The sequence below is a fragment of the Mixta sp. BE291 genome, assembly GCF_031457955.1.
In the GTDB taxonomy this organism is placed as follows: domain Bacteria; phylum Pseudomonadota; class Gammaproteobacteria; order Enterobacterales; family Enterobacteriaceae; genus Mixta.
In genome coordinates, this window is sequence record NZ_JAVDXN010000003.1 from 378,315 (window position 1) to 401,416 (window position 23,102).

Here is a 23,102-nt window from a genome sequence, read left to right on the forward strand (position 1 = left end):
GGCAGGTTTGTGCTGGTCGCGGGCTCAGAGGTCAGTCTGCGGCAGGTTCGTGCTGGTCGCGGAAGGGCCGGGGCCATCGGCGGCACGGCATGCACCCATCCCTGGGGCCTCCGCCCGCGCCGTCCCTGCCGCGGGAGGTCCGCCTCACGGCCCCGGCCCTCCCACTCCCTCAATTCCGCACTTCGATACTTAACCATTAAAAACCTCCATCGTTGACCGATCGGTGGCAGACAGGCGACCCGATAATTTGAAAAGCGGCACACAGGCAACGCAGAACGACGGGAAGCGGCGCACCGACAACTCGATAGCGTAAGAAGCGGCAAACAGGCGGCTCGATAGTTTGGGAGGCGGCGGGCGGGTCGTGTAGTAAAGCGTCCCGCGCCAGGGACGGCGCGGGCCGAGCCGTCATGGATGACGTCTTTTGCGTCTTTACGGAACGACCCGCCCACCGCTGACGCCCCCGCAAACTTCCAGCCCACGCAATCCCGCCGCGCTATCGCCTAACCATCAGCCCACGCAACCCCGCCGCGCTATCACCCTAACCACCGGCAACACCGCGATCCGCCGCCTCCAAACATAAACCCTAACCTTAACGGCAAAAATGTTTAGAATGAGCCGACAAGCCAGAGCGGGGAAAATCGATGTCAACAATGCAGCAAGTGGCGAAAAAAGCGGGCGTCTCCAAAGCCACCGTCTCCCGCGTACTATCAGGTAAAGGCTACGTCAGCGAACAAACCCGCCAACAGGTTTTTGCGGCCATCGAAGCCGCTGGCTATCGCCCTAACCTGCTGGCGCGCAACCTCGCCACCAGCAAATCCCAATGCATCGGCATGGTCGTCACCAACACCCTCTACAGCGGCAGCTACTTCAGCGAAATCTTGTCTCAGGCGGCGAAAAAAGTCGAAGAAAGCGGCCGCCAGCTCATCCTTGTTGACGGCAAACACAGCGCGCAACAGGAACGTGAAGCGATTGAATTCCTGCTCGATCTGCGCTGCGATGCCATCGTCCTCTATCCGCGCTTCCTCACCATCGATGAAATGGATGACATCATCGAACAAACCCGCCAGCCCGTCGTGGTCGTCAACCGCCGCCTGCGCAAACATCACAGCCACGCCGTCTGCTGCGACCATAAAGGATCGGCCCTCAACGCCACCCAGGCACTGATCGCGCGCGGCCACCGGGAAATCGCCTTCATCACCGGATCGCCCGACTCCCCGACCGCCCTCGAACGCCTTGCCGGTTACAACGAGGCGCTGCGCCAGGCAGGCATCGCCACTGATGCGCAACGCATCGTGCAAGGCAAATGGACGCCCGCCTGCGGCGCAAAAGCCGTGACGCAGCTGCTGGAAAACCAAATCGCCTTCAGCGCGATCATCGCCAGCAACGACGACATGGCAGTAGGCGCGCTAAAACAGCTCAACGCCGCTGGGATCATTGTGCCGCAACAGGTCTCGCTACTCGGCTTTGACGACATCCCCGTCGCGCCCTTCCTGCTGCCTGCGCTCTCCAGCGTCAAAGATCCCGTGACCGACATGATCCATGAAAGCATCAACCGCCTCACCTCCATGCTCGACGGCGGCGACATGCTAACGCGCAACGACTTCATCTCCGGGTTAATCCTGCGCGAATCAGTCAGCGACGCACCCGCGCCGGAAAAACAGCACGCGCACCGCTCCGGTCCGGCAGTGTGCTGACTCTGTTGCTATACTCTGCATCACTTAAATGGGTAGGGTAAATTCGGGAAAAGGAGTCACGATGCTGGTGCTGTGGAACACCCTGATTGTGCTGGCGACCGTCGCCGCGATGGAAATTATCGCCACGCTGGCGCACAAGTACATTATGCACGGCTGGGGCTGGGGCTGGCATCTCTCGCATCATGAACCGCGTACCGGCTGGTTTGAAGTCAACGACCTCTACGCCGTGGTCTTTGCGCTGCTGGCGATTGCGCTGATCGCCATCGGCACCTCCGGCGTCTGGCCGTTGCAGTGGATAGGCGCGGGCATGACGCTGTATGGCGCGCTCTATTTTATGGTACACGATGGCCTGGTGCATCAGCGCTGGCCGTTTCGCTACATTCCCCGTCGCGGCTACCTGAAACGCCTCTATATGGCGCACCGCCTGCATCATGCGGTACGCGGTAAAGAAGATTGCGTCTCGTTCGGCTTCCTCTATGCACCGCCGGTAGAAAAATTACAGGCGGTGCTGCGCGAGCGCAACGTGAAAAAACCGCGTGGACAAAAGGCTACGGCTTCGCGTGACCATGCTTCCGCCGCGGACGCTGCCACAACGCAACAGAACGCGGCGGCGGATTCTCAACGCGAGAGCTGAGCGCCAGCGCCGCGCCCTTGATCAGTAAACCGATCTTTTCGGCGCGGCTGGTGCCCTGGCGCGTATCCCAGGCGCGAGCGCCCGCCGCGCTGACCTTCACGCCAATCTCACGATAAACGCCATGTGCCGAGGCGATCGCCCACGCGGATCGCAGCGGCAAACCGGTCAGCCCGGCCCGTGCCGATGCGTAATAAGGCTCCGCCTGCGCCACCAGCCGCTGCGCCAGCCGCGCCAGCTGCTCACGGTAAGCGGGATCGATAATATCCACGGCGCGCATCCCCTCTTCCGCCAGCCATTCCTGCGGCAGATAACAGCGTCCCGCCTGCGCGTCTTCAACGATATCGCGCGCGATATTGGTCAGCTGAAAGGCCAGGCCCAAATCACAGGCGCGATCCAGCACCGACTCATCGTGTACGCCCATCACCCGCGCCATCATCAGCCCGACCACGCCCGCCACGTGATAGCAGTAGCGCAGCGTATCCGCAAAGGTTTCATAGTGCGTATCGCGCACATCCATGGCGAAACCTTCCAGATGATCGAACGCCAGCTGCGGCGGGATCTTGTGTCGGGTCGCCACCTCCTGAAAGGCGGCGAAAGCGGGCTCCTGCATCTCTGCACCGGCAAAAGCGCGCTGCGTCTCGGTTTTCAGCATTTCCAGCCGCTGCTCTGCGCTGCCGGTGCTGGCCGCCGGATGATGAAACCCTAACACCTGCCCATCAATCACGTCATCGCAATAGCGGCACCAGGCGTACAGCATCAGCGCGCTGCGACGCGTTTGCGCATCGAACAGCTTCGACGCGGTGGCAAAACTCTTCGAGCCTACCGCCATCGTCTCGGTAGCGTGATCCATCAGCGTACTGTTCATCAGCTCAGCGCCTCCAGCATCAGGCCTGCGGTGGCCTTCGCCGAGCCGATCACGCCAGGGATCCCGGCGCCCGGATGAGTACCCGCGCCCACCAGATAGAGATTGGGGATGCGGCTGTCGCGGTTATGCGGCCGGAACCAGGCGCTTTGGCGCAAAATCGGTTCAATGGAAAACGCCGAGCCCTGATGCGCACCCAGCTGGTCGCGGAAATCAAACGGCGTAAACATGCGGTGCGTGACCAGCTGATCGCGCAGGCCCGGCATATAGTGCTGCTCCAGATAGGCAAAAATACGATCGCGCAGGCGTGGCCCCTCGACCGCCCAGTCGAGATTCGCGGTGCCTAAATGCGGCACCGGCGCCAACACGTAATAGCTGCCGCAGCCGGGCGGCGCCAGCGAAGGATCGGTCACGCAGGGCGCGTGCAGATAAAGGGAAAAATCTTCTGACAGCGCGTCGCGGTTAAAAATATCTTCAATCAGCTCTTTATAGCGCGGCCCAAAACAGACGGTGTGATGCGCCAGCTGACTGTGATGGTGGTTCAGGCCAAAATAGAGCACGAACAGCGAGTTGCTCATCCGCTTGCGCTTCAGCGTAGTGGCGCGAGATGCGCCCACCGGATGGTGGCCCAGCAGCTTCTCATAGGTATGCACCACGTCGGCATTGGAGGCGACCGCCGAGGCGGCGAAGCGTCGTCCGTCCGCCAGCTCTACCGCGCTGATGCGCGCGCCTTCCGCTTCCAGTTTTGTTACTTCCGCATTCAGCTCCAGCTGACCGCCTAAATCCTGAAACAACCGCACCATGCCCTGCACCAGCGCGCCGGTGCCGCCGCGCGCGAACCAGACGCCCCACTCGCGCTCCAGCGCATGAATCAGCGTATAGATGGATGAGGTGGCGAACGGATTACCGCCCACCAGCAGCGAATGAAAAGAGAACGCCTGACGCAGATGCTCGTTTTCAATAAATTTCGCCACCATGCTGTATACGCTGCGCCACGCCTGCAGGCGGGCCAGCTGCGGCCCGGCGCGCAGCATGTCGCGAAACGATAAAAACGGCACGGTGCCCAGCTTCAGGTAGCCCTCTTTAAACACCGCTTTGGAGTAATCCAGAAAGCGCCGGTAGCCTTCCACATCGCGTGGGTTAAAGCGTCGGATCTGCTCCTCCAGCCGCGCCTGATTGTTGTCGTAATCAAAGCGATCGCCCGTTTCCCAGCAGAGGCGATAAAACGGGGTTACCGGCAGCAGATCGACATAGTCCGCCATCTTTTTACCCGCCAGCTCAAACAGCTCTTCTATTGCGCTGGGATCGGTAATCACCGTCGGCCCGGCGTCAAAGGTAAAGCCCTGATCCTGATAAACATAGGCGCGGCCGCCAGGCTTATCGCGCTGTTCCAGCAATAAGGTGGGAACGCCTGCCGCCTGCAGGCGAATCGCTAAAGCCAGGCCGCCAAAACCGGCGCCGATTACAATTGTTTTATTCATCACTGAAAGCTCGCAGCCGGGGAGTTTGTTTAAGTACGGCCTGCACGGCTTCGCCAACCGGAACCGGTGGCTTACCCGTCAGGATCCGCGCCATGTCGGTCAGCGTGAGTTGACCGGCGTAAAAGCGGGCGATAAGTCCCTGATTGAGTCCATAGAAGCGCTGCATCACCTGCCAACGGCGATCGGGCCGCCCGGCGAGGAACAGCATGCGGTTAAGCAGGCGGAAAAAGCGCTGCTTCCGCCACTGGCGCGCCGCGTAATTTTCTGTCAGCCGAAACAGCGCCGCAGCGGTCAGGTCGCGCTGCTGCGCAATCAAATCCGCCAGCGCCGCCGCCTGCGGCAGGGAATAACCGGTGGTGGCGTGAAACAGACCGGCGCGCAAACCGCTGCACGGCTGGCCCGCTTTCGCCTGCCAGAAGGCGCGATAGTTTCCTGCCAGCGTAATCGGCAGATTGCCTTGCTCTTCGCGCTGCAACTCCGCCAGCTGCCAGCCCTGCTGCTGGGCGTAATCACGAATATGCGCCGCAGCCCGCTCCAGATTTAAGGTGGCGCGATCGATATAGTGCGTATCCTCGATCAGCAGTTCCGTCGCGGAGAGCGGCAGCGTATAGACAAAACGGTAGCCCGTAGCCTGATCCACCGTGGCATCCATCAGGCGCGGGCGCGTCAGTCCGTGCGGCGCGCTAAGACGCCACTGCTGCCCTAAAAAGGCCTGAAAGCCTGCGGTCAGATGCGGACTGGGTTGCCAGCCACGCCCGTCGATCACTGCCGCCGCGTAAAGCGTCTGCCCGTCAGCCAGCGTCACCGATTCCGGCGTCAGGTCGCTAACTGCGGTGTGCGTCCACAGATTTTCGCCCAGCGCCGGTGCGATCGCTGCCGCAAAACGCTCTGAGGTTACGCTGAGATAGTCGCCCTCCAGCGTGCGGGTCAGCGCCGGAAACAGGACGTCGTAGCCCTGCCAGCGGTGCGCCACCAGCGGTGCCAGCCACTGATGCTGTTCGGGCGTAACATCGCCCTGATGGAACGACCAGGTATGATTGCCGCCCGGCTGCGCGCCCGCCTCCAGCAGCAGCAAACGCAGATCCGGCCGCAGCTGGCGCAGTCGCCAGGCGATCAGGCCGTTTGCCAGCCCGCCGCCGACTAAAATCAGATCCCAGCGGCTGTTGCTCATGCCGCCCCCGCCAGAACCGGAGACCCGCCGCTCAGCGCCTGCTCGGCAATCTCCGCCGCCTGCGCTGCGCCGCCCGCCTGCTGTAGCTGCGGCTGCATGGCGATGAGCCGCTGACGATAGCCGCCATCGCTGAGCAGCGCGCTCAGGTGATGCGCCAGGGTGCTGCTGCTGGCAAAACGCGACGCCTGGCGGCCAATGCCGCAGTAATCCACGCGCGCCGCCACGCCCGGCTGATCGAAAGCCAGCGGGATCGCCAGCACCGGCGTGGCGCTGGCAATGGCATCCATCACGGTATTGAGTCCGCCGTGGGTAATCACCGCCTGCGCCTGTCCCAATACCGCAGACTGATCGGCAAAATCGGTAACCTGTGCGCCGTACGCCGCAAGCTTCGCGGTTTGACGCTCGTTCAGCCCGCCACAGTGCGCGATCAGTAGCCGCACATTAAGCTGCTGACAGGCCTGCGCGATTTTCCTGAATAAGCGATAGCGATGTCCCTGTAGCGTCCCTAGCGAGGCAAACACCAGCGGCGCATGCGTTGCAGCGGCGGCCAGCGACGGCACGGGATGCGCGTCACGCAGCGGCCCCACGGCATGGAAGCAGGCAGGTAGCTGACGCGGAAAATCAAACGCGGGCAGCGTCTGACTGATCTGCGCCAGCGGCGACAGGCACTCATGCAGTCCGCGTCGCTCACGCACGCCCAGCGCCCGCGCATGACGGGCGATCACCTCGCCCTGTCGGCGCATCAACCAGTCATAGATTTTGGTGCTGGAGTCATACAGCTTTTTGCTCCGCGCATCGGTCGCGTAGTGAAACGGCATAACCGGCAGCGGAATCGCTTCATCGCGATTAACCGGCAGCGCGCAGGCCACCGACACGAACGGCAATCCCAGCGCTTCGGCAACCAGGCCGCCCGCCGCTTCCATCTGATCGACAATCAGCCCTTCCACGCCCAGTTTGGTCAGCGCGGCGGGCAGTTCGCGACATAGCATATCGGTGGTATGCGTCAGGTCGTTGATTAATGGAAAGATGCCCAGCCCGGAAGGCCGCGCCGTCAGCTGTAGCGTACGCGCCAGGCTCCCCGGCGGATGGCTGCGTTCGCCAACCGCGTAAAAACCGATGCGCGTATCGTTGAGCAGCGTACGCGCTTCCGCCTGTTGAATAAATGTAATGCGGTGCCCACGCGCCAGTAACTGTTGCGCCAGCGCTTCCAGCGCCCGCACGTGACTGTAAAGCGGCGGCGCAATAATGGCATAGTGGCTCATGGCGTGCGTACCAGCGTTGCCTGGCGCAGTGCGTTTAAGTTCGCGCTGCCGGTACAGAAGCAGGCGACCCGCAGCTGATCGATCACCACCTGAAAATGTTCCGCTACTGCCGCGCTGGAGACGGTCGCGCTGCTCAGCACGCCCGCCGCTTGCCCCACCAGCATCGCGCCCAGCCGCAGCGCTTTCGCCACATCAATGCCGTCACGAATACCGCCCGAGGCGATTAATGGCATCTGCGGCAGCGCCTGATGCAGATCGCTCAGCGCCTGCGCGCCAGGGATGCCCCAGTCGGCAAAAGCCATCGCCACGGCGCGGGCATGGGCCGTATCGGCGCGTTCGGCTTCTACCGCCGCCCAGCTGGTGCCGCCTGCGCCTGCGACGTCCAGCATCGCTACGCCCGCCTCACTCAGCTGACGCGCAACCGGCACGGAGATCCCGGCGCCCACCTCTTTGACCACTACCGGCACCGGCAACGCCTTAACGGTTTTTTCAATCGCCGTCAGCACGCCGCGCCAGTCGCGATCGCCGCCGCTTTGCAGCGCCTCCTGCAACGGATTCAGATGGATGATCAGCGCATCCGCTTCGATCATCTCTACCGCGCGCCGCGCATAGTCCCGTCCGTTCGGGCTGGCGATCTGCGCCGCGCCCAGGTTGGCCAGCAACGCGATATCGGGCGCAGCCTGACGCAGTTCGCGGGTTAATCCCCAGTTATCGGGGCTTTCCAGCGCCACGCGCTGCGAGCCGACGCCCATCGCCAGCCCCAGCATCTGCGCCGCCTGCGCCAGATGCAGGTTAATGGTTTTAGCACGGCTGGCGCCGCCGGTCATAGAGCTGATCAGCAGCGGCGCATGCAGCTTTTTGCCGAACAGCGCGCTGCTCAGATCGATTTCATCAAGGTTGAGTTCCGGCATCGCACAGTGTTCAAAACGCCACTGCTCAAAACCGGTGGTCTGTTTCTTTGCGCTACGGGTTGTCTTCAGGACGATATCCAGATGATCGTTTTTGCGTTGAGTTAGATCCGTCATTAACACTCCGGTAGCGATGAAGTCCTGTTCTGGTTAAATAGCGCCATCTGCTTATCAAACCAGGCATGCATAAAACGTCGCGTGGAGGCGCCGCGATCGCAGGCGCAGGAGAGATGTTCGTCGGCGCTACGCAGATGATCGTGCAGCCGCTGATGTACCGCATCGGCGCCCAGCATCGCCACCAGCGTCGCTTTGCCGCTGTCTTTGTTGATATCTTTACCGGTGCCGCTCAGGCCATCGGCCAGGTCATCCATTAGCTGGAACGCCTGCCCAAGGTCGCGCGCAAAACAGCGCAGCCGTTGACGCGCCTGCGGCGAGGCATCGGCAACGATCGCCGCCATTTGCAGCGTGGCGTCGAACAGGCGGCTGGTTTTCAGTTCATTGGTGAGCAGAATGGTTTCCGCGTTGCGCGTTTCGCCGCTCTCATTAAGATCGAGATACTGACCCTGCACCAGCCCCTGTAGGCCCACGGCGGTAGAGAGTTCCGCTACCGCCTCGGTTTTGCAGGCAGGCGGCAGCGATTGCGCCTCCGCGACCACGCCAAAGGCGCGGCTCAGCAGCGCGACCGCCGCGAGGATCGCAACGTTTTCGCCATACTGGCGATGGATGGTTGGGCGGCCGCGACGCTGCTCGGCGTTATCCATGCAGGGCATATCATCCAGCATCAGCGAAGCGGCATGAACCATCTCTACGGCGCAGGCGAGGTCAAGCAGGCCAGGCTGGGCGATATCACATCCCAGATCGCGCGCCGTCAGCACCAGCAGTAATGGACGCACGCGTTTGCCCGATGCCAGCGTCCCTTCACGCATCGCGTTATACACCAGATCCTGCTGCTCGCCCGCGGGCAACAGCTGATCGAGGCGGCGTTGCAGCGCTTCACGTAGCGTCTGCAGTTCATCTTCATGGTTGGCGTTCATCGTTGCTGTCTCTGGTTCCTCATCATAACTATGTCAACAGAAGATGCGGAATACGCATGGTGACGGCAGCCAGGAGCCGCAGCGACCTGTATGACGGTGGACGACAGGCAAAAATGATGACGGTGATATGCGCATTTCTGCCTCGCTGTGTTTGCAAAGCGTAGCGCAATATCCAGAAATTTCCTTTTACGCAGCAGTGGCGTTACAACGCTTTACATCCGCTTAACAGCTTTATGCCAGCAGCTGTTGCAGCAACGCGATGACCTGCTGCACTTCGCTGGCGGTGAGCGCGCCATCTTTGGCAAAGCGCACCTTGCCCTGCTTATCCAATACCACCACCGCCGAATCGCCTGCGGTGAGCTGCCAGGCGCGTCGCACCGCGCCCTGCTCATCCACCACGAACTGCGCCGAGGGCGTTTCCTGCTTGCTGCTTTCCAGGCTGCGCCGCACGAACATCGCGCTGCCGGGGATGGCGTCATCTGTATTAACGATAGTCGTTATCTGGAACTTTTCGGCGGGGAAATGGGCGCTTTCAATGGCGTTGATGACCGCGGCGTTGCGCTCTTTGGCGGAGAGGCGGCCCGCCATATGCAGCACCACGCCCACTTTGCCGCTGAGCCGGGCGCTGTTCCAGTTCTGCCAGGCGGGTTCGCCCTGTTGCAGCACCAGCTCACCGCGATCCGCCACGCCAACCGGCGCAACGCGCTGCCCGTCAATAAAGTTATGGGCCGCAGCAAAAAATGGCAGAGCGCTAAGGAACAACACGGGAAGGCGCAGCGTCATGAAAATCTCCTGAGTTAAAGGGAAGCCTCATGACTATAAGCAACGATGTCGCGTTTCGCCTGATGAGTCGCTAAATAGTGATTTGCGTATTATTGAGATGACATAGTTTATTATGGGATGCTGTTACAGGTTGAGTTAACGCTTACTGTCCCGCTACCGCAGCATAATCAGGATAAACCATGCGCTTTTATCAGGCTGACCCTACGCTGGAGAATTACTGGCGTGGCGTGATCCTTTTTGGCAACAACGTTGCTTCTTATAAGTTCGCTCTCGCTCATGCACTTTATGATCTGCACCCGCAGAGCAAAGAACTGATCACCATGGAGGCGCTGGCCGCCCCGTTTGCCCGCCATCTGTGCGCGCATTTACAGGAAGCGCCGAAACAAATTACTTCCCGCGGCAGCCAGTTTCTTGACGCCTGCACGCAGTTTAATCAGGGAGAGATCGACGAGGCACAGCTGATTGAGATCACCGTGAAGCGCGGCTTTGCCAACGTGATCGATGCCTTTCACCACGTGAACCGTGCCGAGATTGAGAAGCGTTTTTTTATTGATGAGCGTAAAACGGCCAAAGGCATCCGGCTGACCGATGATTTTTATCGCCTGACCGAGAGCGAGCAGTTTACTAATTTAATTCATGAAACCGATGCGCGCTGGCGGCTGGTGGAACAGGCCTGGGCAATGGGCGTTTCACGTAATCTGGTGGCGGTAGAGTATGACAGCGAGCAGCAGATACTGTTTAGCCGCCCGCGCGACCGCCGCGTCAACATCACCAGCTGCCGCAACAGCCTGAACGGTTATCAGAAGGGGCGCTGTTTCTATTGCTATCGTACGATCAGCCTGACGCCTGGCGATGAGAACCTGGCGGATGTGGATCACTTTCTGCCGTGGAGCCTGCAGGATAAGGTAGGTAATATTAACGGCGTCTGGAACCTGGTGCTGGCCTGCCAGACCTGCAACCGCGGCGAGAACGGCAAGTTTGCGCGCATCCCTTCCCTGCGGCTGCTGGAGCGCCTGCATCATCGCAATGAGTATTTTATTAATAGCCGCCTGCCGCTGCATGAGACGCTGGTGCAACAGACCGGCAGCCAGCCTGAACAGCGACACGCTTTTTTACAGCGTGCCTGGCAGAGCGCCCTGAATATATTAATGCATCAATGGGAGCCGGGCGCGCAGGGAGATGCGATATTTTGATAAGCATTGACTATTACCAGCAGCATGCGCAGCGCTTTTTCAATGAAACGGTGCAGGTGGATATGTCAGCTCTATATGATCGCTTTTTGGCTTACCTGCCGCCCGGCGCACAAATTTTGGATGCAGGCTGCGGTTCCGGGCGCGACGCCAGCGCTTTTCTGGCGCGCGGCTATGCGGTGGAGGCGTTTGATGCTTCCAGTGAAATGGCGCAACGCGCAAGCGCTTTGACCGGCCTGCCAATAAACGTACTGCGTTTTGAGGATTTCAACGCGCCTGCGCGCTATGACGGCATCTGGTGTTGCGCTTCACTATTGCATGTTGCCGAAGCGGATTTGCCAGCGGTATTTGCCCGCCTGGCAAACGCGTTAAAGCCAAACGGCGTTTGGTATCTTTCATTTAAGCTGGGGCGCGGCGAACGCGAGAAAGATGGCAGACGTTTTACCGACCTGGAAGAAACGCGGCTACGCGCGCTGATGGCGGCACTGCCTGAGCTGGACGTTAAAGCGGTGTGGCAGACAGAGGACAAGCGCGTGGATCGGGACGAGGTTTGGCTAAACGGGCTGGTGGTGAAGGTAAGGTGACGATTGCCAGCGTTGTCGCGCATTTATACCCAGGCCTGCCAGCAGATGCCAAAATGGTATCCCAATATTCTTTAAAAACGTTCTTATACTCCCTCCATTAAATCATTCGCTTACCCTGTTCAGGATATTGTCCAGATTCGCTGTCAGCTGATGCTTTTGCAGATAAGCTTTAACCTCTCGCTGCCAGTTTTGGCCTTCGCCAAGTACGGCGCGGCTGTGGGTTGAAGCATAAAAATAGCGCGTATCGTAAAGGTTAATCAGCGTCTGGTTTACGCCTTCAACGTTGTACTGTGGGTTTTTACGCTGCTGTTGCTCTAGCGTCCGTAGAATACGTGTCTGGTGCTCAGGACTGGATTGATACTCTCTTTCATTCAGTTCACTCAGCACTAAAAACATCGGCGGAATGCCCTCTTCAATGGCAGCCTGCAACCGATAATGCCCATCAAGGATCACGAATGACGCCAGGCCGCCGATATACCAGACCAGCACAGGAGGCAGCGTGCCCTCACGGCATTTTTTACGCCACCACTTCAGCCTGCCTGCATCAACGGTAACCGGGTAGCGTCCCAGCAGCAGGTTTCCGCCCCACCACCAGTCCACCAAACTGATTTTTTCCGGGTTGGCTAAGTCAGGAAAATCTTCCCCATACAATGTCCAGTCACAGTGAATATTTCCGTCACTGGCAGGCGAATGAAAGCGCCAGTTCGCTAAAGGAACCGATTGCTGGCAAACATAGGGCGCGGTGGGTTTAAGCGGTGCCATGGGCCTGAGCAACCAACGACGGGCGGGCAACAAAGGCTCTGGCGCATTCATTAGCTGACGAGCAAAGTAACGACACCACTCTCCCGTCCAGCTGTGAGCCGCTTTCTTTCTAATCGATTCGACATCGCCTGAATTGATCGGTGGCAATAAACTACGCTGATGAGGATGCTCGCTGTTAAACACCAGCCAGGCACCGGAATGATCTTTTAGCATTGTGGCCCAGAACAGGGTCTCTTTCTGGAACTGAAGCATCATGCGCCCATGATGGCCGCTCAGCATTTCCATGGCATGATGAGGCGTTGGTTGGTTCTGAACTATCAGCTCCAGCCCCTGCCAGGTATTGTTTCGATCAGTAAGGTCCTTCCACCAGTATTTTGCCATTAGCCCTTCCCTGTGATTTGCCGTTAGGAGTTTAAAACAGAACAAGCGGGATGCATATGGCGAGGTTAGCGGCATAAATGGATGCAGTAATAGCTGAAAAAAACGCTGGAATTCAGAGTCCAATTCATCATCTTCTTCATTGGTGTTACAGACAATTTTACCCTCTCTGGCGGATAAATTGCTTTTATCCCCTATAGCGGTTAATTTGTATTTATCCCCTATAGGGGATTTTTCCAAAATATCCGTTAGAGGGGATAATAGTGAAAGTAACATCTCCCGCTTTACTGGCGAACGCGGTTAGAGACCAGCGCAAAATCAAAAAGCTAACCCAGTCACAAACCGCTGAGCTTGTTGGCATTAAGCAGTCAACCGTCTCTGATTTCGAAAACAGACCTGATTCCACCAAACTGGAAACCTTGTTTAAGATCCTGTCAGCGCTGGATTTGGAGCTACGGGTAGTGAAAAAAGGCATCACGCTGGATAAAGAAAAAATCTGGACGAAGGAGTGGTAAAAGATGCGCACACAGAGGCTGGTCGTTGCGATGAATGGCGAGAGGGTAGGCAGTTTGTACCGGGACGGCAGCGGTGCCATGTCATTTCAATACACGCCCGAATGGTTGGCTGAACCCGGTTCACGCGCAATTTCACTGTCACTTCCGCTGCAGCACGACAGGATTAGAGGAAAAGAGGTCTTTAATTTCTTTAGCAATCTGCTGCCCGATTCCGACGCGATTATTGCCAGGATGCAGGCCCGCTTTCATGTGGAAACGACACACCCTTTCGATTTATTAGCGAGTGTCGGGCGTGACTGTGTCGGCGCCATTCAGCTTTACCCACCCGGAAGTGACACCCCTTCGGTGATGGAAACACAGGCGGAACCGCTGGATTCCACGCAAATTGAAGCGCTGCTTGATGGATATCAGATGGCCCCTCTGGGAATGGAAGAAGGTGCCGATTTTCGTATCTCATTAGCCGGAGCCCAGGAAAAAACGGCGTTGCTCTGGTATCAGGACTGCTGGCAAAGGCCGCAGGGCAGCACGCCAACCAGCCATATTTTCAAACTCCCGATTGGCAGAATAGAGCAGAACAACATCGATCTGCGTGAAAGCTGCGAAAACGAGTGGCTTTGCCTGCGTATTGCTAAAGAATTTGGCTTCCCGGTAGCTAACGCCGAGCTGGGTAGATTTGGACAAAAAAAGGTATTGATTGTTGAGCGTTTTGACCGGCGATGGTCACGTAATGACTGGCTGATGCGTCTGCCTCAGGAGGACTTCTGCCAGGCGCTTGGCATCGCGCCAGCATTGAAATATGAAGCACACGGCGGCCCGGGGATCGCGGACGCCATGAAACTGCTGTTAGGCTCGCGTTTTGCCGCCCAGGACCGCGAGATGTTTTTTAAATCGCAGATTCTTTTCTGGATGCTGGCTGCGATAGATGGTCATGGGAAGAATTTTAGCGTGTTCATTGAGCCGGAATCTTCGTTTCGGATGACGCCCTTGTACGATGTTATGTCCGCGTTCCCCATTTTTGCCACGGGTGGTATTCCGCGCCAAAAAGCAAAGATGGCTATGGCATTACAGGGAAAGAATCGACAATATCATTTCGCCAGGATTCAGCCCCGTCATTTTATTAGCACCTCCGCGCATGTTGGATTCTCTCAGGAGATGGCGTTCAGCCTGATGCAAGAGATGGCCGCTCGCACCGCAAAGGTTATTGCTACAGTTGCGGCAACGCTACCGGCAGATTTCCCTGAACAGATCAGCAGCGCGATTTTCAGTGGATTAGCCAGCCAGGCCGCCCGCATTATCAGAGGGTAAGTACAGAGCGTTCTGAGGCAGCCGCGGAGATGACAATCAAAGTCTTTTATCCTCTTTTCTGGATGCAGCGCTGAAACATCACAGATAAATTCATCGGAACAGCTATTTTCCAGGGTTAAAAACCGTCAATACAGCCAGCGATTACAGGTGATCCTGGTTCAAAAGTCGTTAGCGGAATAATGGCCAGCATGATAACGCGCCTGGTGAGACTCTTCGTAAAAACCCTTCAAAAACGGAGCAATTTCTGAGTGCAATCGAGAATCTTTAGACTGTGCAGAAAGGTCATTTCTGAATTATCCGGGGCGGCAGTTATTAGCGCCGTAGTCACAGGAATTTTTATCGCAATATTTGCCAATGAAGGGATCATGCGCGTTATCGCCCCCGTTCTCGTGTTTATCGCTGGCCTGGCGCTTTATTGGTTAACATGGATGATTTCATCAAAACAAGATCGGAAATAAGCCCTGTATTTTTTTGTCCGCAACATACCATGACAGCAACATAATCCTGACGCTGCACAAGCATCGCCAGCGTCATTCTTTCTTTGCCGTGACACCATGACATCTCTTTTCATCACCGGAATTCGCATCCCGGTGCTCCGTTTCAGGAATAAGGTAGTCAAGAGATGGCGAGCGCGTTGTTTTCTGTTCCTAAAATCTGTTTTGGCCCACAAGCCATTAGCGCATTACAGCGGCTGAATCATAAAAAGGTCGGGATTGTCACCGATGCGTTTATGGTGCAGTCAGGGAAAACGCGCGACCTGATTAACGAAATGCCGCAGGCAACCGTCTCCATCTTCAGCGACGTCAAACCCGATCCAAATGTTGATGTTCTCTGTGCGGGCGCGGCGCATTTTCTCGCCTTCAGGCCGGAAGTGATTATCGCGCTGGGCGGCGGTTCCGCCCTGGATGCGGCAAAGGGCATTAAGGTCACGCTGACCGAGTCTCTTCCCGACCATGCCATTGAATTGATCGCTATTCCTACCACCAGCGGGTCCGGTTCAGAAGTGACCGCTTACGCCATCATCTCCGATCCGCAAAACGGCCGTAAATATCCGCTGATTGCCGACGCGCTGGTGCCCGATTACGCCATTCTTGATCCCAATCTGGTGTTATCGGTTCCCCGTCAGGTCACGGTTGATACCGGTATGGATGTGCTGACGCATGCGATAGAAGCGCTGGTCTCCATCAATGCTAATGATTTTAGCGACGCGCTGGCGGAAAAAGCGATTGCTCTGGTTGGGCAATATCTGCCGGTGGTTTTTCAGGACGAACGCCATATTCAGGCGCGTAGCCATCTGCATAACGCCTCCTGTATGGCCGGTATGGCGTTTAACGCTGCCGGGCTGGGGCTGGTGCACGGCATGGCGCACGCCATCGGCGGCATGCTGCATATTCCACACGGCAAAATTAACGCCATGCTGCTGCCCTTAGTAATTGCGTTCAACGCTCAGCGCGCCCCTCATGCCCTGGCGGGTTATCAGCGCTGCGCGGCCATAATGGGAATAAACGCCGCCACCGCTGAGCAAGCGCTCGGCGCGCTGATAAACCATATCCACGCGATGAATCGCCGTTTTGGCATCCCCGCCACGCTACAGGCGCTGGGCACGGATCTCACCGATTTTGCCGCTCTGCGCCAGCCGCTTATCGCCGCCACGCTGGCAGATGGCTGCACCGCCTCGAATCCCTGTCAGCCCACTGCCGCTGAGGTTGATCGGCTGCTGACGCTTATCGTCGGTCAGGCGCAGCGGCATCGCTAAACATGCTCTGTTCATTACTTTTAGGTCGTTAACGTTATGAATTATAACCAGCAGCAAGCCGAATTGATTACGCAACAGATCCTGCAGGAACTGGCGGCACGCAACGCCCGGACGCTGACCGACGCAGCGCAGACGCTGGAAATCCCTGTTGGCATCTCCAATCGTCATGTGCATCTGAGCCGGGAAGATATGGATGTCCTGTTTGGCTATGGCTCCACGCTGACCCGTATGAAAGCCGTGAAGCAGCCCGGACAGTACGCTGCCGAAGAGACGGTGACCTTGCGGGGGCCTAAAGGCGAGCTGCATAAAGTACGCGTGCTTGGCCCGCTGCGTAACAGTACTCAGGTCGAGATCTCGGTTTCCGACAGCTTTGTGCTGGGCGTGAAGGCGCCGGTCAGAATGTCCGGCAATCTGCTGGACTCGCCGGGCATTGAAATTATCGGTCCCTGCGGGCGGGTGATCAAAACGGACGGCGCGATCGTTGCCTGGCGGCATATCCATATTTCCCCGACTGAAGCGGAACGCTATGGGCTGCGCGACGGCATGGAGATCGATGTGCGTATTGCCGGACGCCGTGGCGGCATTCTCAGTCACGTTGTAGTGCGCGTCAGCGCTGATGCCGTGCTGGAAATGCATATCGATGTGGAAGAGGCAAACGGCCTCGGCTTACGCAACGGCGACTGCGTAAAGCGCGTGATGGCGGCAGGTCATGATGACTAACGCGCAGAACGTCAGGCCGTCAGAGGAGGGAAACCGTGGACGCATCACGTCTCTCGCTTCTGCTTGATAGCATTATTGCTGAAATCGTGGCGCAGCGAACTCAACGTCTGGCGCCACCGCGCCCGGTAATGCGCGCGATCGTCAGCGGCGAGGATCTCGCTACGCTGCCCGCCACGCTGGATTGCCTGGCGGCGCTGGATCGAAACGGCTATCAGCTGGTTATCGCCTTTTCCCATAGCGCCATGCAGTCACCATTGCGCGCCGCCTGCCTGGAGGCGCTGGCACGCCGCGGTATTGATGTGCTATGCGACAACCAACCACCGCAAGAAACGGATGCGCCCTGGCACGGGCTCTATCTGCCCGCGCTTTCCAGCAACAGCCTGAGCAAAATTGCGCTGGGGATACGCGATAACCTGGTGTGCCGCTGGGCTTTCCACGCCCTCCGCCTGAATAAACCGGTGGTCGCTACGCTGAATGCCGAATGTCAGCCTGATGCAGCGTTCTCGCTTCCGGCGGCGTTGCGTGCGCGCCTGGCGAATTACGCCGCCACGCTTGCCGCATACGGCATCAGCGTGATCGGCCAACGCCCAATGCAACAAATGCTGCCGACAAGCGCTAAAAAACCGCTGATAACGCGCAGCGAGGTGCGGCGTTACGCCAAAGGCGCGGCGCTGCACGTTCCTCATCACACGCTGATCACCCCCGCTGCGCTTGATGAAATACGCGATCGCGGCATCACCATCGTACGCGATGGACAGGAGGAAACATGTATCTGGCCAGGGTAACCGGCGCGCTGGTCTCGACCAGCAAACACGCTTCGCTTAACGGCGCGAAACTGCTGATTGTCGCGCGTCTGGATGAACACTGTCAGCCCACGGGCACGGCGCAGGTCGCGGTGGATTTTGTCGGTGCCGGTAATGGTGAAACGGTGATCGTCACTACCGGCAGTTCCGCGCGCATGAGTGCCAGCAAAGCGCATTCTGTTATCGATGCCGCCGTGGTCGGCATTATCGATTCACTTGATGTTAACGGCCAGTGATTCACCCGCGAGGAGAAGCCATGCGCCATCAATTCGATACCAACATGGATCGCTGTATCAATGAAGCGATTGCCCATCAGCTAGCGCCGCGCCCTGCCGCGCTGAGCCTGACGGATGCGGCGCTGCTGGCGGACTACGCCCGCGAAGCCGCTGAACAGCTTAACGTACCGATTGTTTTCAGTCTGGTGAATGCCAGCGGCCAGCAGCGCTACTTCTTTAGCATGGATAACGCGTTACTTATCAGCCACACGCTGGCGGAGCAAAAAGCCTGGACGGCGGTGGCGTTAAAAATGCCGACCCACCAGCTGGCACGCGAAGTCCAGCCCGGCGCCAGCCTTTACGGCCTACAAAATACGCCCCGTATCTGCTGCTTTGGCGGCGGATTGCCCTGCTGGTCAGACGGCGTACTGCTTGGCGGCCTGGGGATCAGCGGCGGCAGCGTGGAAGACGATATCGCTATCGCTACTGCCGCTCTGGCGCGTTTCAGCCATACGCGATTCCCACTTACCCCCTAACTTGCCTTTCTACCCGCAATAATTCGCGTTGCAGGCGGGCGGCGACACCAGGCGCTTACCCCGAGGAAAGTCCACGCACCTGCAACCTGAAATATGACGGGTCTATAACATACTGGAGACCGAGGTCACTATGTCGTCAGCTTCACTGGTTTTGGTTATTAACTGCGGCTCATCTTCCCTGAAGTTTTCCGTGATTCCGCGCGATGCGAATACCCCGTTGCTCTCCGGGCTGGCGGAAAAACTCGGGCTGCCAGAGGCGTCGATTACCTTTAAAGCGGCGGCGGGCGACAAAACCACCGCGTTGCTCGCCGAGCCCAGCCACAGCAGCGCGCTACAGGCGCTGTTCGCCAGGCTCGACGGCCAGGGGCTGCTGTCGCGCCTGTGCGCCATCGGCCATCGCGTGGCGCACGGCGGCAGTGATTTCAAACAGTCCGTGCTGCTCACCGCTGAGGTGATTCAGCGCATTCAGGCGCTTTCCGCCCTGGCGCCGTTGCATAATCCTGCCAACCTGCTCGGCATAGACGCGGCGATGGCGCTGCTGCCCACGGTGCCGCAGGTTGCGGTATTCGATACCGCCTTTCATCAGACGCTGCCGCCGGAAGCCTATACCTACGCGATTCCACTGGCGTATCAGCAGCAGCACCAAGTCAGACGTTACGGCTTTCATGGCACCTCGCATCGTTTTATCGCCGCGGAGGCGGTTGCGCGCTTACAGCTTGATCCCAACGATCACGGCCTGCTTATCGCCCACCTCGGCAACGGCTCATCGGTATGCGCGGTGAAAAACGGTGCGAGCGTCGATACCTCAATGGGCATGACGCCGCTGGAGGGGCTGGTGATGGGCACCCGCTGCGGCGATCTCGATTTTGGTGCGGCCGCCTATATCGCGCGTTGTACCGGGCAAACCCTCGACGCGCTGTACGCCATGCTGAACCATGACGCTGGCCTGCTTGGCCTGTCGGGCCTTTCCAGCGATTGTCGAACATTGCAGGAGGCGCGTCACAACGGCGATCCGCGTGCCACGCTGGCCATTGATGTGATGGTTCACCGCCTTGCCCGCCACCTTGGCGCGCATCTTGCCGCGCTGCATCGCTTTGATGCGCTGATCTTTACCGGCGGTATCGGGGAAAACTCTGCGCTGGTGCGCGAGCTGACCGCGCAAAGGCTGGCGGTGTTCGGCGTGCGCCTCGACGCCGCGAAAAATGCGCATATGGTCGCCGGTCAGCAAGGGGTGATCTCCCTGCCCGGCTCGCCCATCGTGGCGGTGATCCCGACCAATGAAGAAAAGATGATTGCGCAGGATGCCGCGGCAATTGCGGCGCAGCGTCATAGCATGGCCTGAAGGTTGCGCGTCACAGCAGGAATTTATTGTCCGGCCCGAGGTTAAAAAACAAGAAAGTCTCTCTGACGGGCAAAACATTTTGTCCTGCGCGCCATACCATCGTAGCAGATGAATTTATCAGATAGATGGCGCTTACCCCGGTGGGTTAATTCACGACCTGCTTTTACTCTTAGCGAAAAATATCGAGGTTATTATGCAACAAGAAGCGTTAGGTATGGTGGAAACAAAAGGTCTGGTTTCTGCAATTGAAGCCGCGGACACCATGGTTAAATCGGCAAACGTGACGCTAGTGGGTTACGAAAAAATTGGCTCCGGGTTAGTGACCGTCATGGTGCGCGGCGACGTTGGCGCCGTAAAAGCGGCTACGGATGCGGGATCGTCTGCCGCAGGAAAAGTCGGTGAACTGGTATCAGTACATGTAATCCCGCGCCCGCATATCGAAGTGGAAAAAATTCTGCCGAAAGCGGTCAGTTAATAAAGCCGGAGGATACTGACCATGAGAGATAATCTTGTTGAGCAGATTATATCTGACGTAATGAATAAACAGACCGAGGTACAAACAGATAATAACACCGCAGCCAACTTAGCCGGTTGCGGCTTAACGGAATTTATCGGTACGGCTCTGGGACATACTATCGGGCTGGTTATTGCGAATGTCGATCATCAGCTACATGAAGTCATGAACATCGACAAGAAATATCGCTCAATCGGTATTCTTGGCGCGCGTACCGGCGCTGGCCCGCATATTTTCGCGGCGGATGAAGCGATTAAAGCCACCAATAGCGAAATCCTTTCTATTGAGCTGGCGCGTGATACCGAAGGCGGCGGCGGACATGGCTGTTTGATTATTTTCGGTGCGTCCGACGTTTCTGATGTGCGCCGCGCCGTGGAGGTCGCACTGGCGGAAATCGAACGTACCATGGGCGATGTTTACGGTTCACCGGCGGGTCATCTGGAGTTCCAGTACACCGCGCGCGCCAGCTACGCCCTTAACAAAGCGTTTGGCGCGCCGGTGGGCAAATCGTTTGGCATGACCTGCGCGTCGCCTGCGGCGATCGGCGTGGTGGTGGCGGATACCGCTGCGAAGGCCGCAGTAATTGAGCCAGTCGGCTACGCCAGCCCCGCACAGGGCACCAGCTTCAGTAATGAAGTGATCTTTACCTTCGCCGGTGATTCTGGCGCGGTGCGTCAGGCGGTGATTGCCGCCAGAGATGTCGGCAAGCAACTGCTGGCGACGCTGGATCCGGCCCCCATCAAATCGACCACCACCCCCTATATTTGATGGCGCGCGTGACGTAAGGAGTATGAAGCATGAACGATGTTGAAATTACCCAGGCCGTCTCTCGCGTGCTGAGTAAATACAGTAACACCACGCCGGAGCCTGCGCCTGCGGCGGCGCCCGCCCCCGAGCGCGATGATATCGAATCGATTGTCGCCAACGTGCTGGCGAGCCGGACAAACGCGGCACCTGCGGCACCCATTTCTGCGGGCGACGGCGTTTTCGCCACCATGGATGAGGCGATTACCGCCGCACAACAGGCACAGATCCAGTATCGTCATTGCTCGATGCAGGATCGCGCCAGGTTTGTTGATGGCATTCGCCAGCTTTTCCTACAGGAAGCGCTGCTGCAAACGATCTCCCGCATGACGCTGGAAGAAACCGGAATGGGCAACTATGCCGACAAAGTGGTGAAAAACCGCGTTGCCGCGCAGAAAACGCCGGGCATTGAAGATCTCGCGACCCACGCGCTGAGCGGCGACGGCGGCCTGACGCTAACAGAGTATTCAGCGTATGGCGTGATTGGCTCGATCACGCCCACCACCAACCCCACTGAGACCATTATCAACAACGCCATCGGCATGCTGGCGGCGGGCAATACCGTGGTGTTTAGCCCGCATCCGCGCTCGCGCCATGTTTCCCTGCACTGCGTCCAGCTGATTAACCAACAGCTGGCCCGACTGGGCGCACCCGCTCATCTGGTGGTGACGGTAGCCAATCCGTCCATCGATAACACCAATACGCTGATCAACGATCCGCGCGTCAATATGCTGGTGGCGACCGGCGGCCCGGCTATTGTGAAAACCGTGATGTCATCCGGTAAAAAGGCCATTGGCGCGGGCGCGGGCAATCCGCCTGCCGTGGTGGATGAAACCGCGAATATTGAGAAGGCCGCGCGCGATATTGTTAACGGCTGTAGCTTCGACAATAACCTGCCCTGCGTGGCGGAAAAGGAGGTGATCGTTGTTAATGAGGTCGCCGATTATCTTATCCACTGCATGAAAAAAAGCGGCGCCTGGCTGCTGTGCGATAAGCAGCATATTCAGCAGCTCCAGGCGCTGGCGCTGAATGATAAAGGCACCGGCCCGAATACCGCTTTTGTTGGTAAAGATGCGCGTTACCTGCTCCAGCAGATCGGAATTAGCGCGCCGGAAGAGATCAAAGTGATCTTGATCGAAACCGAACGCGACCATCCTTTCGTGGTGCATGAGCTGATGATGCCGATTCTGCCGGTGGTGCGGGTAGCGAATGTTGATGAAGCGATTGAGCTGGCAGTGCGGGTGGAGCATGGCCATCGTCATACCGCCATTATGCACTCCACCAATGTGGAGAAGCTGACCAAAATGGCGCGCCTGATCCAGACCACGATTTTTGTCAAAAACGGCCCCTCTTACGCGGGCATCGGCGTGGGCAGCGAAGGGCATGCCACCTTTACCATCGCAGGCCCAACGGGCGAAGGGCTGACTTCAGCGCGCGCCTTCGCCAGACATCGCCGCTGTGTGATGGTCGAAGCGCTCAATATTCGTTAACAGACGCAGGACGGCCCAGCCATGAAAAAACGCATCATTAACGCACCAACGCCGGAAACCGTGGCGATGCTGAAACGACGTATGCCCTCAGAATCACGCAGTCGGCTGGAAAGGGTGCGTATTGATGCGATTGGGCTGATTATGTTGCCGGTGCCTGACCTCTATTTTTATGCCGACCAGGCCAGTAAAAGCGCGCACGTTGCGGTATCAGAAATTTTTGGCAGTTGTCCGCAACATATTACTACGCTGGCAATATTCGGTGAGGTTGCTGCGGTAAATGAGGCGATGCGCATTATTGAAGATGATAGCGATGCATTCTGAGAACGCGTTAATAAATGAATCATGGCTTTTAACGCCAT

General features: G+C 58.1%; 25 protein-coding genes. 16 read left to right on the plus strand and 9 right to left on the minus strand.

What is annotated here, in order from left to right; genetic code table 11:
* Nucleotides 1-641 precede the first annotated feature (641 nt).
* Together J2X14_RS09290 and J2X14_RS09295 are read left to right on the plus strand one after the other, a co-directional pair.
* Complete coding sequence (locus J2X14_RS09290) at nucleotides 642-1,694, plus strand: LacI family DNA-binding transcriptional regulator (protein ID WP_352410930.1); 1,053 nt, start codon at nucleotides 642-644, stop codon at nucleotides 1,692-1,694.
* Between the two features lie 61 nt (nucleotides 1,695-1,755).
* Nucleotides 1,756-2,328 (plus strand): sterol desaturase family protein, encoded by a 573-nt coding sequence (locus J2X14_RS09295; protein ID WP_352410931.1) that lies wholly within the window; start codon nucleotides 1,756-1,758, stop codon nucleotides 2,326-2,328.
* Here the strand turns inward: J2X14_RS09295 and crtB are convergent.
* The 7 genes from crtB to J2X14_RS09330 form a co-directional block, all read right to left on the minus strand.
* The gene (crtB, locus tag J2X14_RS09300) at nucleotides 2,243-3,193 is read right to left on the minus strand and encodes a 15-cis-phytoene synthase CrtB (protein WP_352410932.1); all 951 of its coding nucleotides are present in this window, start codon (nucleotides 3,191-3,193) and stop codon (nucleotides 2,243-2,245) included. The genes J2X14_RS09295 and crtB overlap by 86 nt on opposite strands.
* Nucleotides 3,193-4,671, minus strand: a complete 1,479-nt coding sequence (locus J2X14_RS09305) for a phytoene desaturase (protein ID WP_352410933.1) — start codon at nucleotides 4,669-4,671, stop codon at nucleotides 3,193-3,195. The genes crtB and J2X14_RS09305 overlap by 1 nt, the downstream gene beginning before the upstream one ends.
* A complete protein-coding gene (gene crtY, locus J2X14_RS09310) occupies nucleotides 4,664-5,842 on the minus strand; it encodes a lycopene beta-cyclase CrtY (protein ID WP_352410934.1) in 1,179 nt (392 codons plus the stop codon). The genes J2X14_RS09305 and crtY overlap by 8 nt, the downstream gene beginning before the upstream one ends.
* The gene (locus tag J2X14_RS09315) at nucleotides 5,839-7,104 is read right to left on the minus strand and encodes a glycosyltransferase (RefSeq protein ID WP_352410935.1); all 1,266 of its coding nucleotides are present in this window, start codon (nucleotides 7,102-7,104) and stop codon (nucleotides 5,839-5,841) included. The genes crtY and J2X14_RS09315 overlap by 4 nt, the downstream gene beginning before the upstream one ends.
* Nucleotides 7,101-8,129 (minus strand): type 2 isopentenyl-diphosphate Delta-isomerase, encoded by a 1,029-nt coding sequence (gene fni, locus J2X14_RS09320; RefSeq protein ID WP_352410936.1) that lies wholly within the window; start codon nucleotides 8,127-8,129, stop codon nucleotides 7,101-7,103. Before fni ends, J2X14_RS09315 begins: the two co-directional genes overlap by 4 nt.
* A complete protein-coding gene (locus J2X14_RS09325; RefSeq protein WP_352410937.1) occupies nucleotides 8,129-9,046 on the minus strand; it encodes a polyprenyl synthetase family protein in 918 nt (305 codons plus the stop codon). Before J2X14_RS09325 ends, fni begins: the two co-directional genes overlap by 1 nt.
* A 231-nt stretch (nucleotides 9,047-9,277) precedes the next feature.
* Nucleotides 9,278-9,829: a YtfJ family protein gene (locus tag J2X14_RS09330; protein WP_352410938.1), complete on the minus strand. Its 552-nt coding sequence runs from the start codon at nucleotides 9,827-9,829 to the stop codon at nucleotides 9,278-9,280.
* A 179-nt stretch (nucleotides 9,830-10,008) separates the two neighbouring features.
* Between J2X14_RS09330 and J2X14_RS09335 the strand changes: the two genes are divergently transcribed.
* Entirely contained in the window at nucleotides 10,009-11,022 is a 1,014-nt protein-coding gene (locus J2X14_RS09335; protein WP_352410939.1) for an HNH endonuclease, read from the plus strand.
* Nucleotides 10,986-11,603: a class I SAM-dependent methyltransferase gene (locus tag J2X14_RS09340; protein WP_502889985.1), complete on the plus strand. Its 618-nt coding sequence runs from the start codon at nucleotides 10,986-10,988 to the stop codon at nucleotides 11,601-11,603. The genes J2X14_RS09335 and J2X14_RS09340 overlap by 37 nt, the downstream gene beginning before the upstream one ends.
* Nucleotides 11,604-11,705: 102 nt before the next feature.
* On the opposite strand, the gene J2X14_RS09345 is transcribed toward J2X14_RS09340, so the two are convergent.
* Nucleotides 11,706-12,746 (minus strand): hypothetical protein, encoded by a 1,041-nt coding sequence (locus J2X14_RS09345; protein ID WP_352411088.1) that lies wholly within the window; start codon nucleotides 12,744-12,746, stop codon nucleotides 11,706-11,708.
* A 260-nt stretch (nucleotides 12,747-13,006) separates the two neighbouring features.
* On the opposite strand from J2X14_RS09345, the gene J2X14_RS09350 reads away from it, so the two are divergent.
* Nucleotides 13,007-13,258: a helix-turn-helix domain-containing protein gene (locus J2X14_RS09350; RefSeq protein WP_352410940.1), complete on the plus strand. Its 252-nt coding sequence runs from the start codon at nucleotides 13,007-13,009 to the stop codon at nucleotides 13,256-13,258.
* A gap of 3 nt (nucleotides 13,259-13,261) precedes the next feature.
* Entirely contained in the window at nucleotides 13,262-14,563 is a 1,302-nt protein-coding gene (locus J2X14_RS09355; protein WP_352410941.1) for a type II toxin-antitoxin system HipA family toxin, read from the plus strand.
* Between the two features lie 393 nt (nucleotides 14,564-14,956).
* Here J2X14_RS09355 and J2X14_RS09360 read toward each other — a convergent pair whose 3' ends face one another.
* A complete protein-coding gene (locus tag J2X14_RS09360; protein WP_352410942.1) occupies nucleotides 14,957-15,124 on the minus strand; it encodes a hypothetical protein in 168 nt (55 codons plus the stop codon).
* 61 nt (nucleotides 15,125-15,185) lie between these two features.
* Here J2X14_RS09360 and J2X14_RS09365 point away from each other — a divergent pair, with 61 nt between their 5' ends.
* From J2X14_RS09365 to J2X14_RS09410, 10 genes are all read left to right on the plus strand, one after another.
* Complete coding sequence (locus J2X14_RS09365) at nucleotides 15,186-16,319, plus strand: 1-propanol dehydrogenase PduQ (RefSeq protein WP_352410943.1); 1,134 nt, start codon at nucleotides 15,186-15,188, stop codon at nucleotides 16,317-16,319.
* A 36-nt stretch (nucleotides 16,320-16,355) separates the two neighbouring features.
* Nucleotides 16,356-17,039 (plus strand): phosphate propanoyltransferase, encoded by a 684-nt coding sequence (pduL, locus tag J2X14_RS09370; protein ID WP_352410944.1) that lies wholly within the window; start codon nucleotides 16,356-16,358, stop codon nucleotides 17,037-17,039.
* Nucleotides 17,040-17,074: 35 nt separating this feature from the next.
* The gene (locus J2X14_RS09375; RefSeq protein ID WP_352410945.1) at nucleotides 17,075-17,824 is read left to right on the plus strand and encodes a flavoprotein; all 750 of its coding nucleotides are present in this window, start codon (nucleotides 17,075-17,077) and stop codon (nucleotides 17,822-17,824) included.
* On the plus strand, nucleotides 17,806-18,078 hold the full coding sequence (locus tag J2X14_RS09380) for a EutN/CcmL family microcompartment protein (RefSeq protein ID WP_352410946.1): 273 nt from the start codon (nucleotides 17,806-17,808) through the stop codon (nucleotides 18,076-18,078). The genes J2X14_RS09375 and J2X14_RS09380 overlap by 19 nt, the downstream gene beginning before the upstream one ends.
* 20 nt (nucleotides 18,079-18,098) lie before the next feature.
* Entirely contained in the window at nucleotides 18,099-18,593 is a 495-nt protein-coding gene (locus tag J2X14_RS09385; protein WP_352410947.1) for a GlcG/HbpS family heme-binding protein, read from the plus strand.
* A gap of 130 nt (nucleotides 18,594-18,723) precedes the next feature.
* The gene (gene tdcD / locus J2X14_RS09390) at nucleotides 18,724-19,935 is read left to right on the plus strand and encodes a propionate kinase (RefSeq protein ID WP_352410948.1); all 1,212 of its coding nucleotides are present in this window, start codon (nucleotides 18,724-18,726) and stop codon (nucleotides 19,933-19,935) included.
* A gap of 193 nt (nucleotides 19,936-20,128) precedes the next feature.
* Nucleotides 20,129-20,410, plus strand: a complete 282-nt coding sequence (gene grpH, locus J2X14_RS09395; protein WP_352410949.1) for a propanediol utilization system shell hexameric protein GrpH — start codon at nucleotides 20,129-20,131, stop codon at nucleotides 20,408-20,410.
* A 21-nt stretch (nucleotides 20,411-20,431) separates the two neighbouring features.
* Nucleotides 20,432-21,217 carry a propanediol utilization microcompartment protein PduB gene (gene pduB / locus J2X14_RS09400; protein WP_352410950.1) on the plus strand — a complete coding sequence of 262 codons (786 nt, stop codon included), beginning with the start codon at nucleotides 20,432-20,434 and terminating at the stop codon, nucleotides 21,215-21,217.
* Between the two features lie 29 nt (nucleotides 21,218-21,246).
* Nucleotides 21,247-22,743, plus strand: coding sequence for an aldehyde dehydrogenase family protein (locus J2X14_RS09405; protein ID WP_352410951.1), 1,497 nt, complete (start codon nucleotides 21,247-21,249; stop codon nucleotides 22,741-22,743).
* Nucleotides 22,744-22,764: 21 nt separating this feature from the next.
* A complete protein-coding gene (locus tag J2X14_RS09410) occupies nucleotides 22,765-23,064 on the plus strand; it encodes a BMC domain-containing protein (RefSeq protein WP_352410952.1) in 300 nt (99 codons plus the stop codon).
* Nucleotides 23,065-23,102: the final 38 nt, after the last annotated feature.

What these genes read in the sequence shown, in the direction of transcription:
- J2X14_RS09335 (WP_352410939.1), top strand. Translation starts at nt 10,009, where the DNA reads ATGCGCTTTTATCAGGCTGACCCTACGCTGGAGAATTACTGGCGTGGC.
- grpH (WP_352410949.1), top strand. Translation starts at nt 20,129, where the DNA reads ATGCAACAAGAAGCGTTAGGTATGGTGGAAACAAAAGGTCTGGTTTCT.
- crtB (WP_352410932.1), bottom strand. Translation starts at nt 3,193, where the DNA reads ATGAACAGTACGCTGATGGATCACGCTACCGAGACGATGGCGGTAGGC.
- J2X14_RS09325 (WP_352410937.1), bottom strand. Translation starts at nt 9,046, where the DNA reads ATGAACGCCAACCATGAAGATGAACTGCAGACGCTACGTGAAGCGCTG.
- J2X14_RS09345 (WP_352411088.1), bottom strand. Translation starts at nt 12,746, where the DNA reads ATGGCAAAATACTGGTGGAAGGACCTTACTGATCGAAACAATACCTGG.
- J2X14_RS09365 (WP_352410943.1), top strand. Translation starts at nt 15,186, where the DNA reads ATGGCGAGCGCGTTGTTTTCTGTTCCTAAAATCTGTTTTGGCCCACAA.
- J2X14_RS09330 (WP_352410938.1), bottom strand. Translation starts at nt 9,829, where the DNA reads ATGACGCTGCGCCTTCCCGTGTTGTTCCTTAGCGCTCTGCCATTTTTT.
- J2X14_RS09290 (WP_352410930.1), top strand. Translation starts at nt 642, where the DNA reads ATGTCAACAATGCAGCAAGTGGCGAAAAAAGCGGGCGTCTCCAAAGCC.
- J2X14_RS09305 (WP_352410933.1), bottom strand. Translation starts at nt 4,671, where the DNA reads ATGAATAAAACAATTGTAATCGGCGCCGGTTTTGGCGGCCTGGCTTTA.
- J2X14_RS09405 (WP_352410951.1), top strand. Translation starts at nt 21,247, where the DNA reads ATGAACGATGTTGAAATTACCCAGGCCGTCTCTCGCGTGCTGAGTAAA.
- crtY (WP_352410934.1), bottom strand. Translation starts at nt 5,842, where the DNA reads ATGAGCAACAGCCGCTGGGATCTGATTTTAGTCGGCGGCGGGCTGGCA.
- J2X14_RS09380 (WP_352410946.1), top strand. Translation starts at nt 17,806, where the DNA reads ATGTATCTGGCCAGGGTAACCGGCGCGCTGGTCTCGACCAGCAAACAC.
- tdcD (WP_352410948.1), top strand. Translation starts at nt 18,724, where the DNA reads ATGTCGTCAGCTTCACTGGTTTTGGTTATTAACTGCGGCTCATCTTCC.
- J2X14_RS09385 (WP_352410947.1), top strand. Translation starts at nt 18,099, where the DNA reads ATGCGCCATCAATTCGATACCAACATGGATCGCTGTATCAATGAAGCG.
- J2X14_RS09295 (WP_352410931.1), top strand. Translation starts at nt 1,756, where the DNA reads ATGCTGGTGCTGTGGAACACCCTGATTGTGCTGGCGACCGTCGCCGCG.
- J2X14_RS09360 (WP_352410942.1), bottom strand. Translation starts at nt 15,124, where the DNA reads ATGTCATGGTGTCACGGCAAAGAAAGAATGACGCTGGCGATGCTTGTG.
- J2X14_RS09315 (WP_352410935.1), bottom strand. Translation starts at nt 7,104, where the DNA reads ATGAGCCACTATGCCATTATTGCGCCGCCGCTTTACAGTCACGTGCGG.
- fni (WP_352410936.1), bottom strand. Translation starts at nt 8,129, where the DNA reads ATGACGGATCTAACTCAACGCAAAAACGATCATCTGGATATCGTCCTG.
- J2X14_RS09410 (WP_352410952.1), top strand. Translation starts at nt 22,765, where the DNA reads ATGAAAAAACGCATCATTAACGCACCAACGCCGGAAACCGTGGCGATG.
- pduB (WP_352410950.1), top strand. Translation starts at nt 20,432, where the DNA reads ATGAGAGATAATCTTGTTGAGCAGATTATATCTGACGTAATGAATAAA.
- J2X14_RS09355 (WP_352410941.1), top strand. Translation starts at nt 13,262, where the DNA reads ATGCGCACACAGAGGCTGGTCGTTGCGATGAATGGCGAGAGGGTAGGC.
- pduL (WP_352410944.1), top strand. Translation starts at nt 16,356, where the DNA reads ATGAATTATAACCAGCAGCAAGCCGAATTGATTACGCAACAGATCCTG.
- J2X14_RS09340 (WP_502889985.1), top strand. Translation starts at nt 10,986, where the DNA reads ATGGGAGCCGGGCGCGCAGGGAGATGCGATATTTTGATAAGCATTGAC.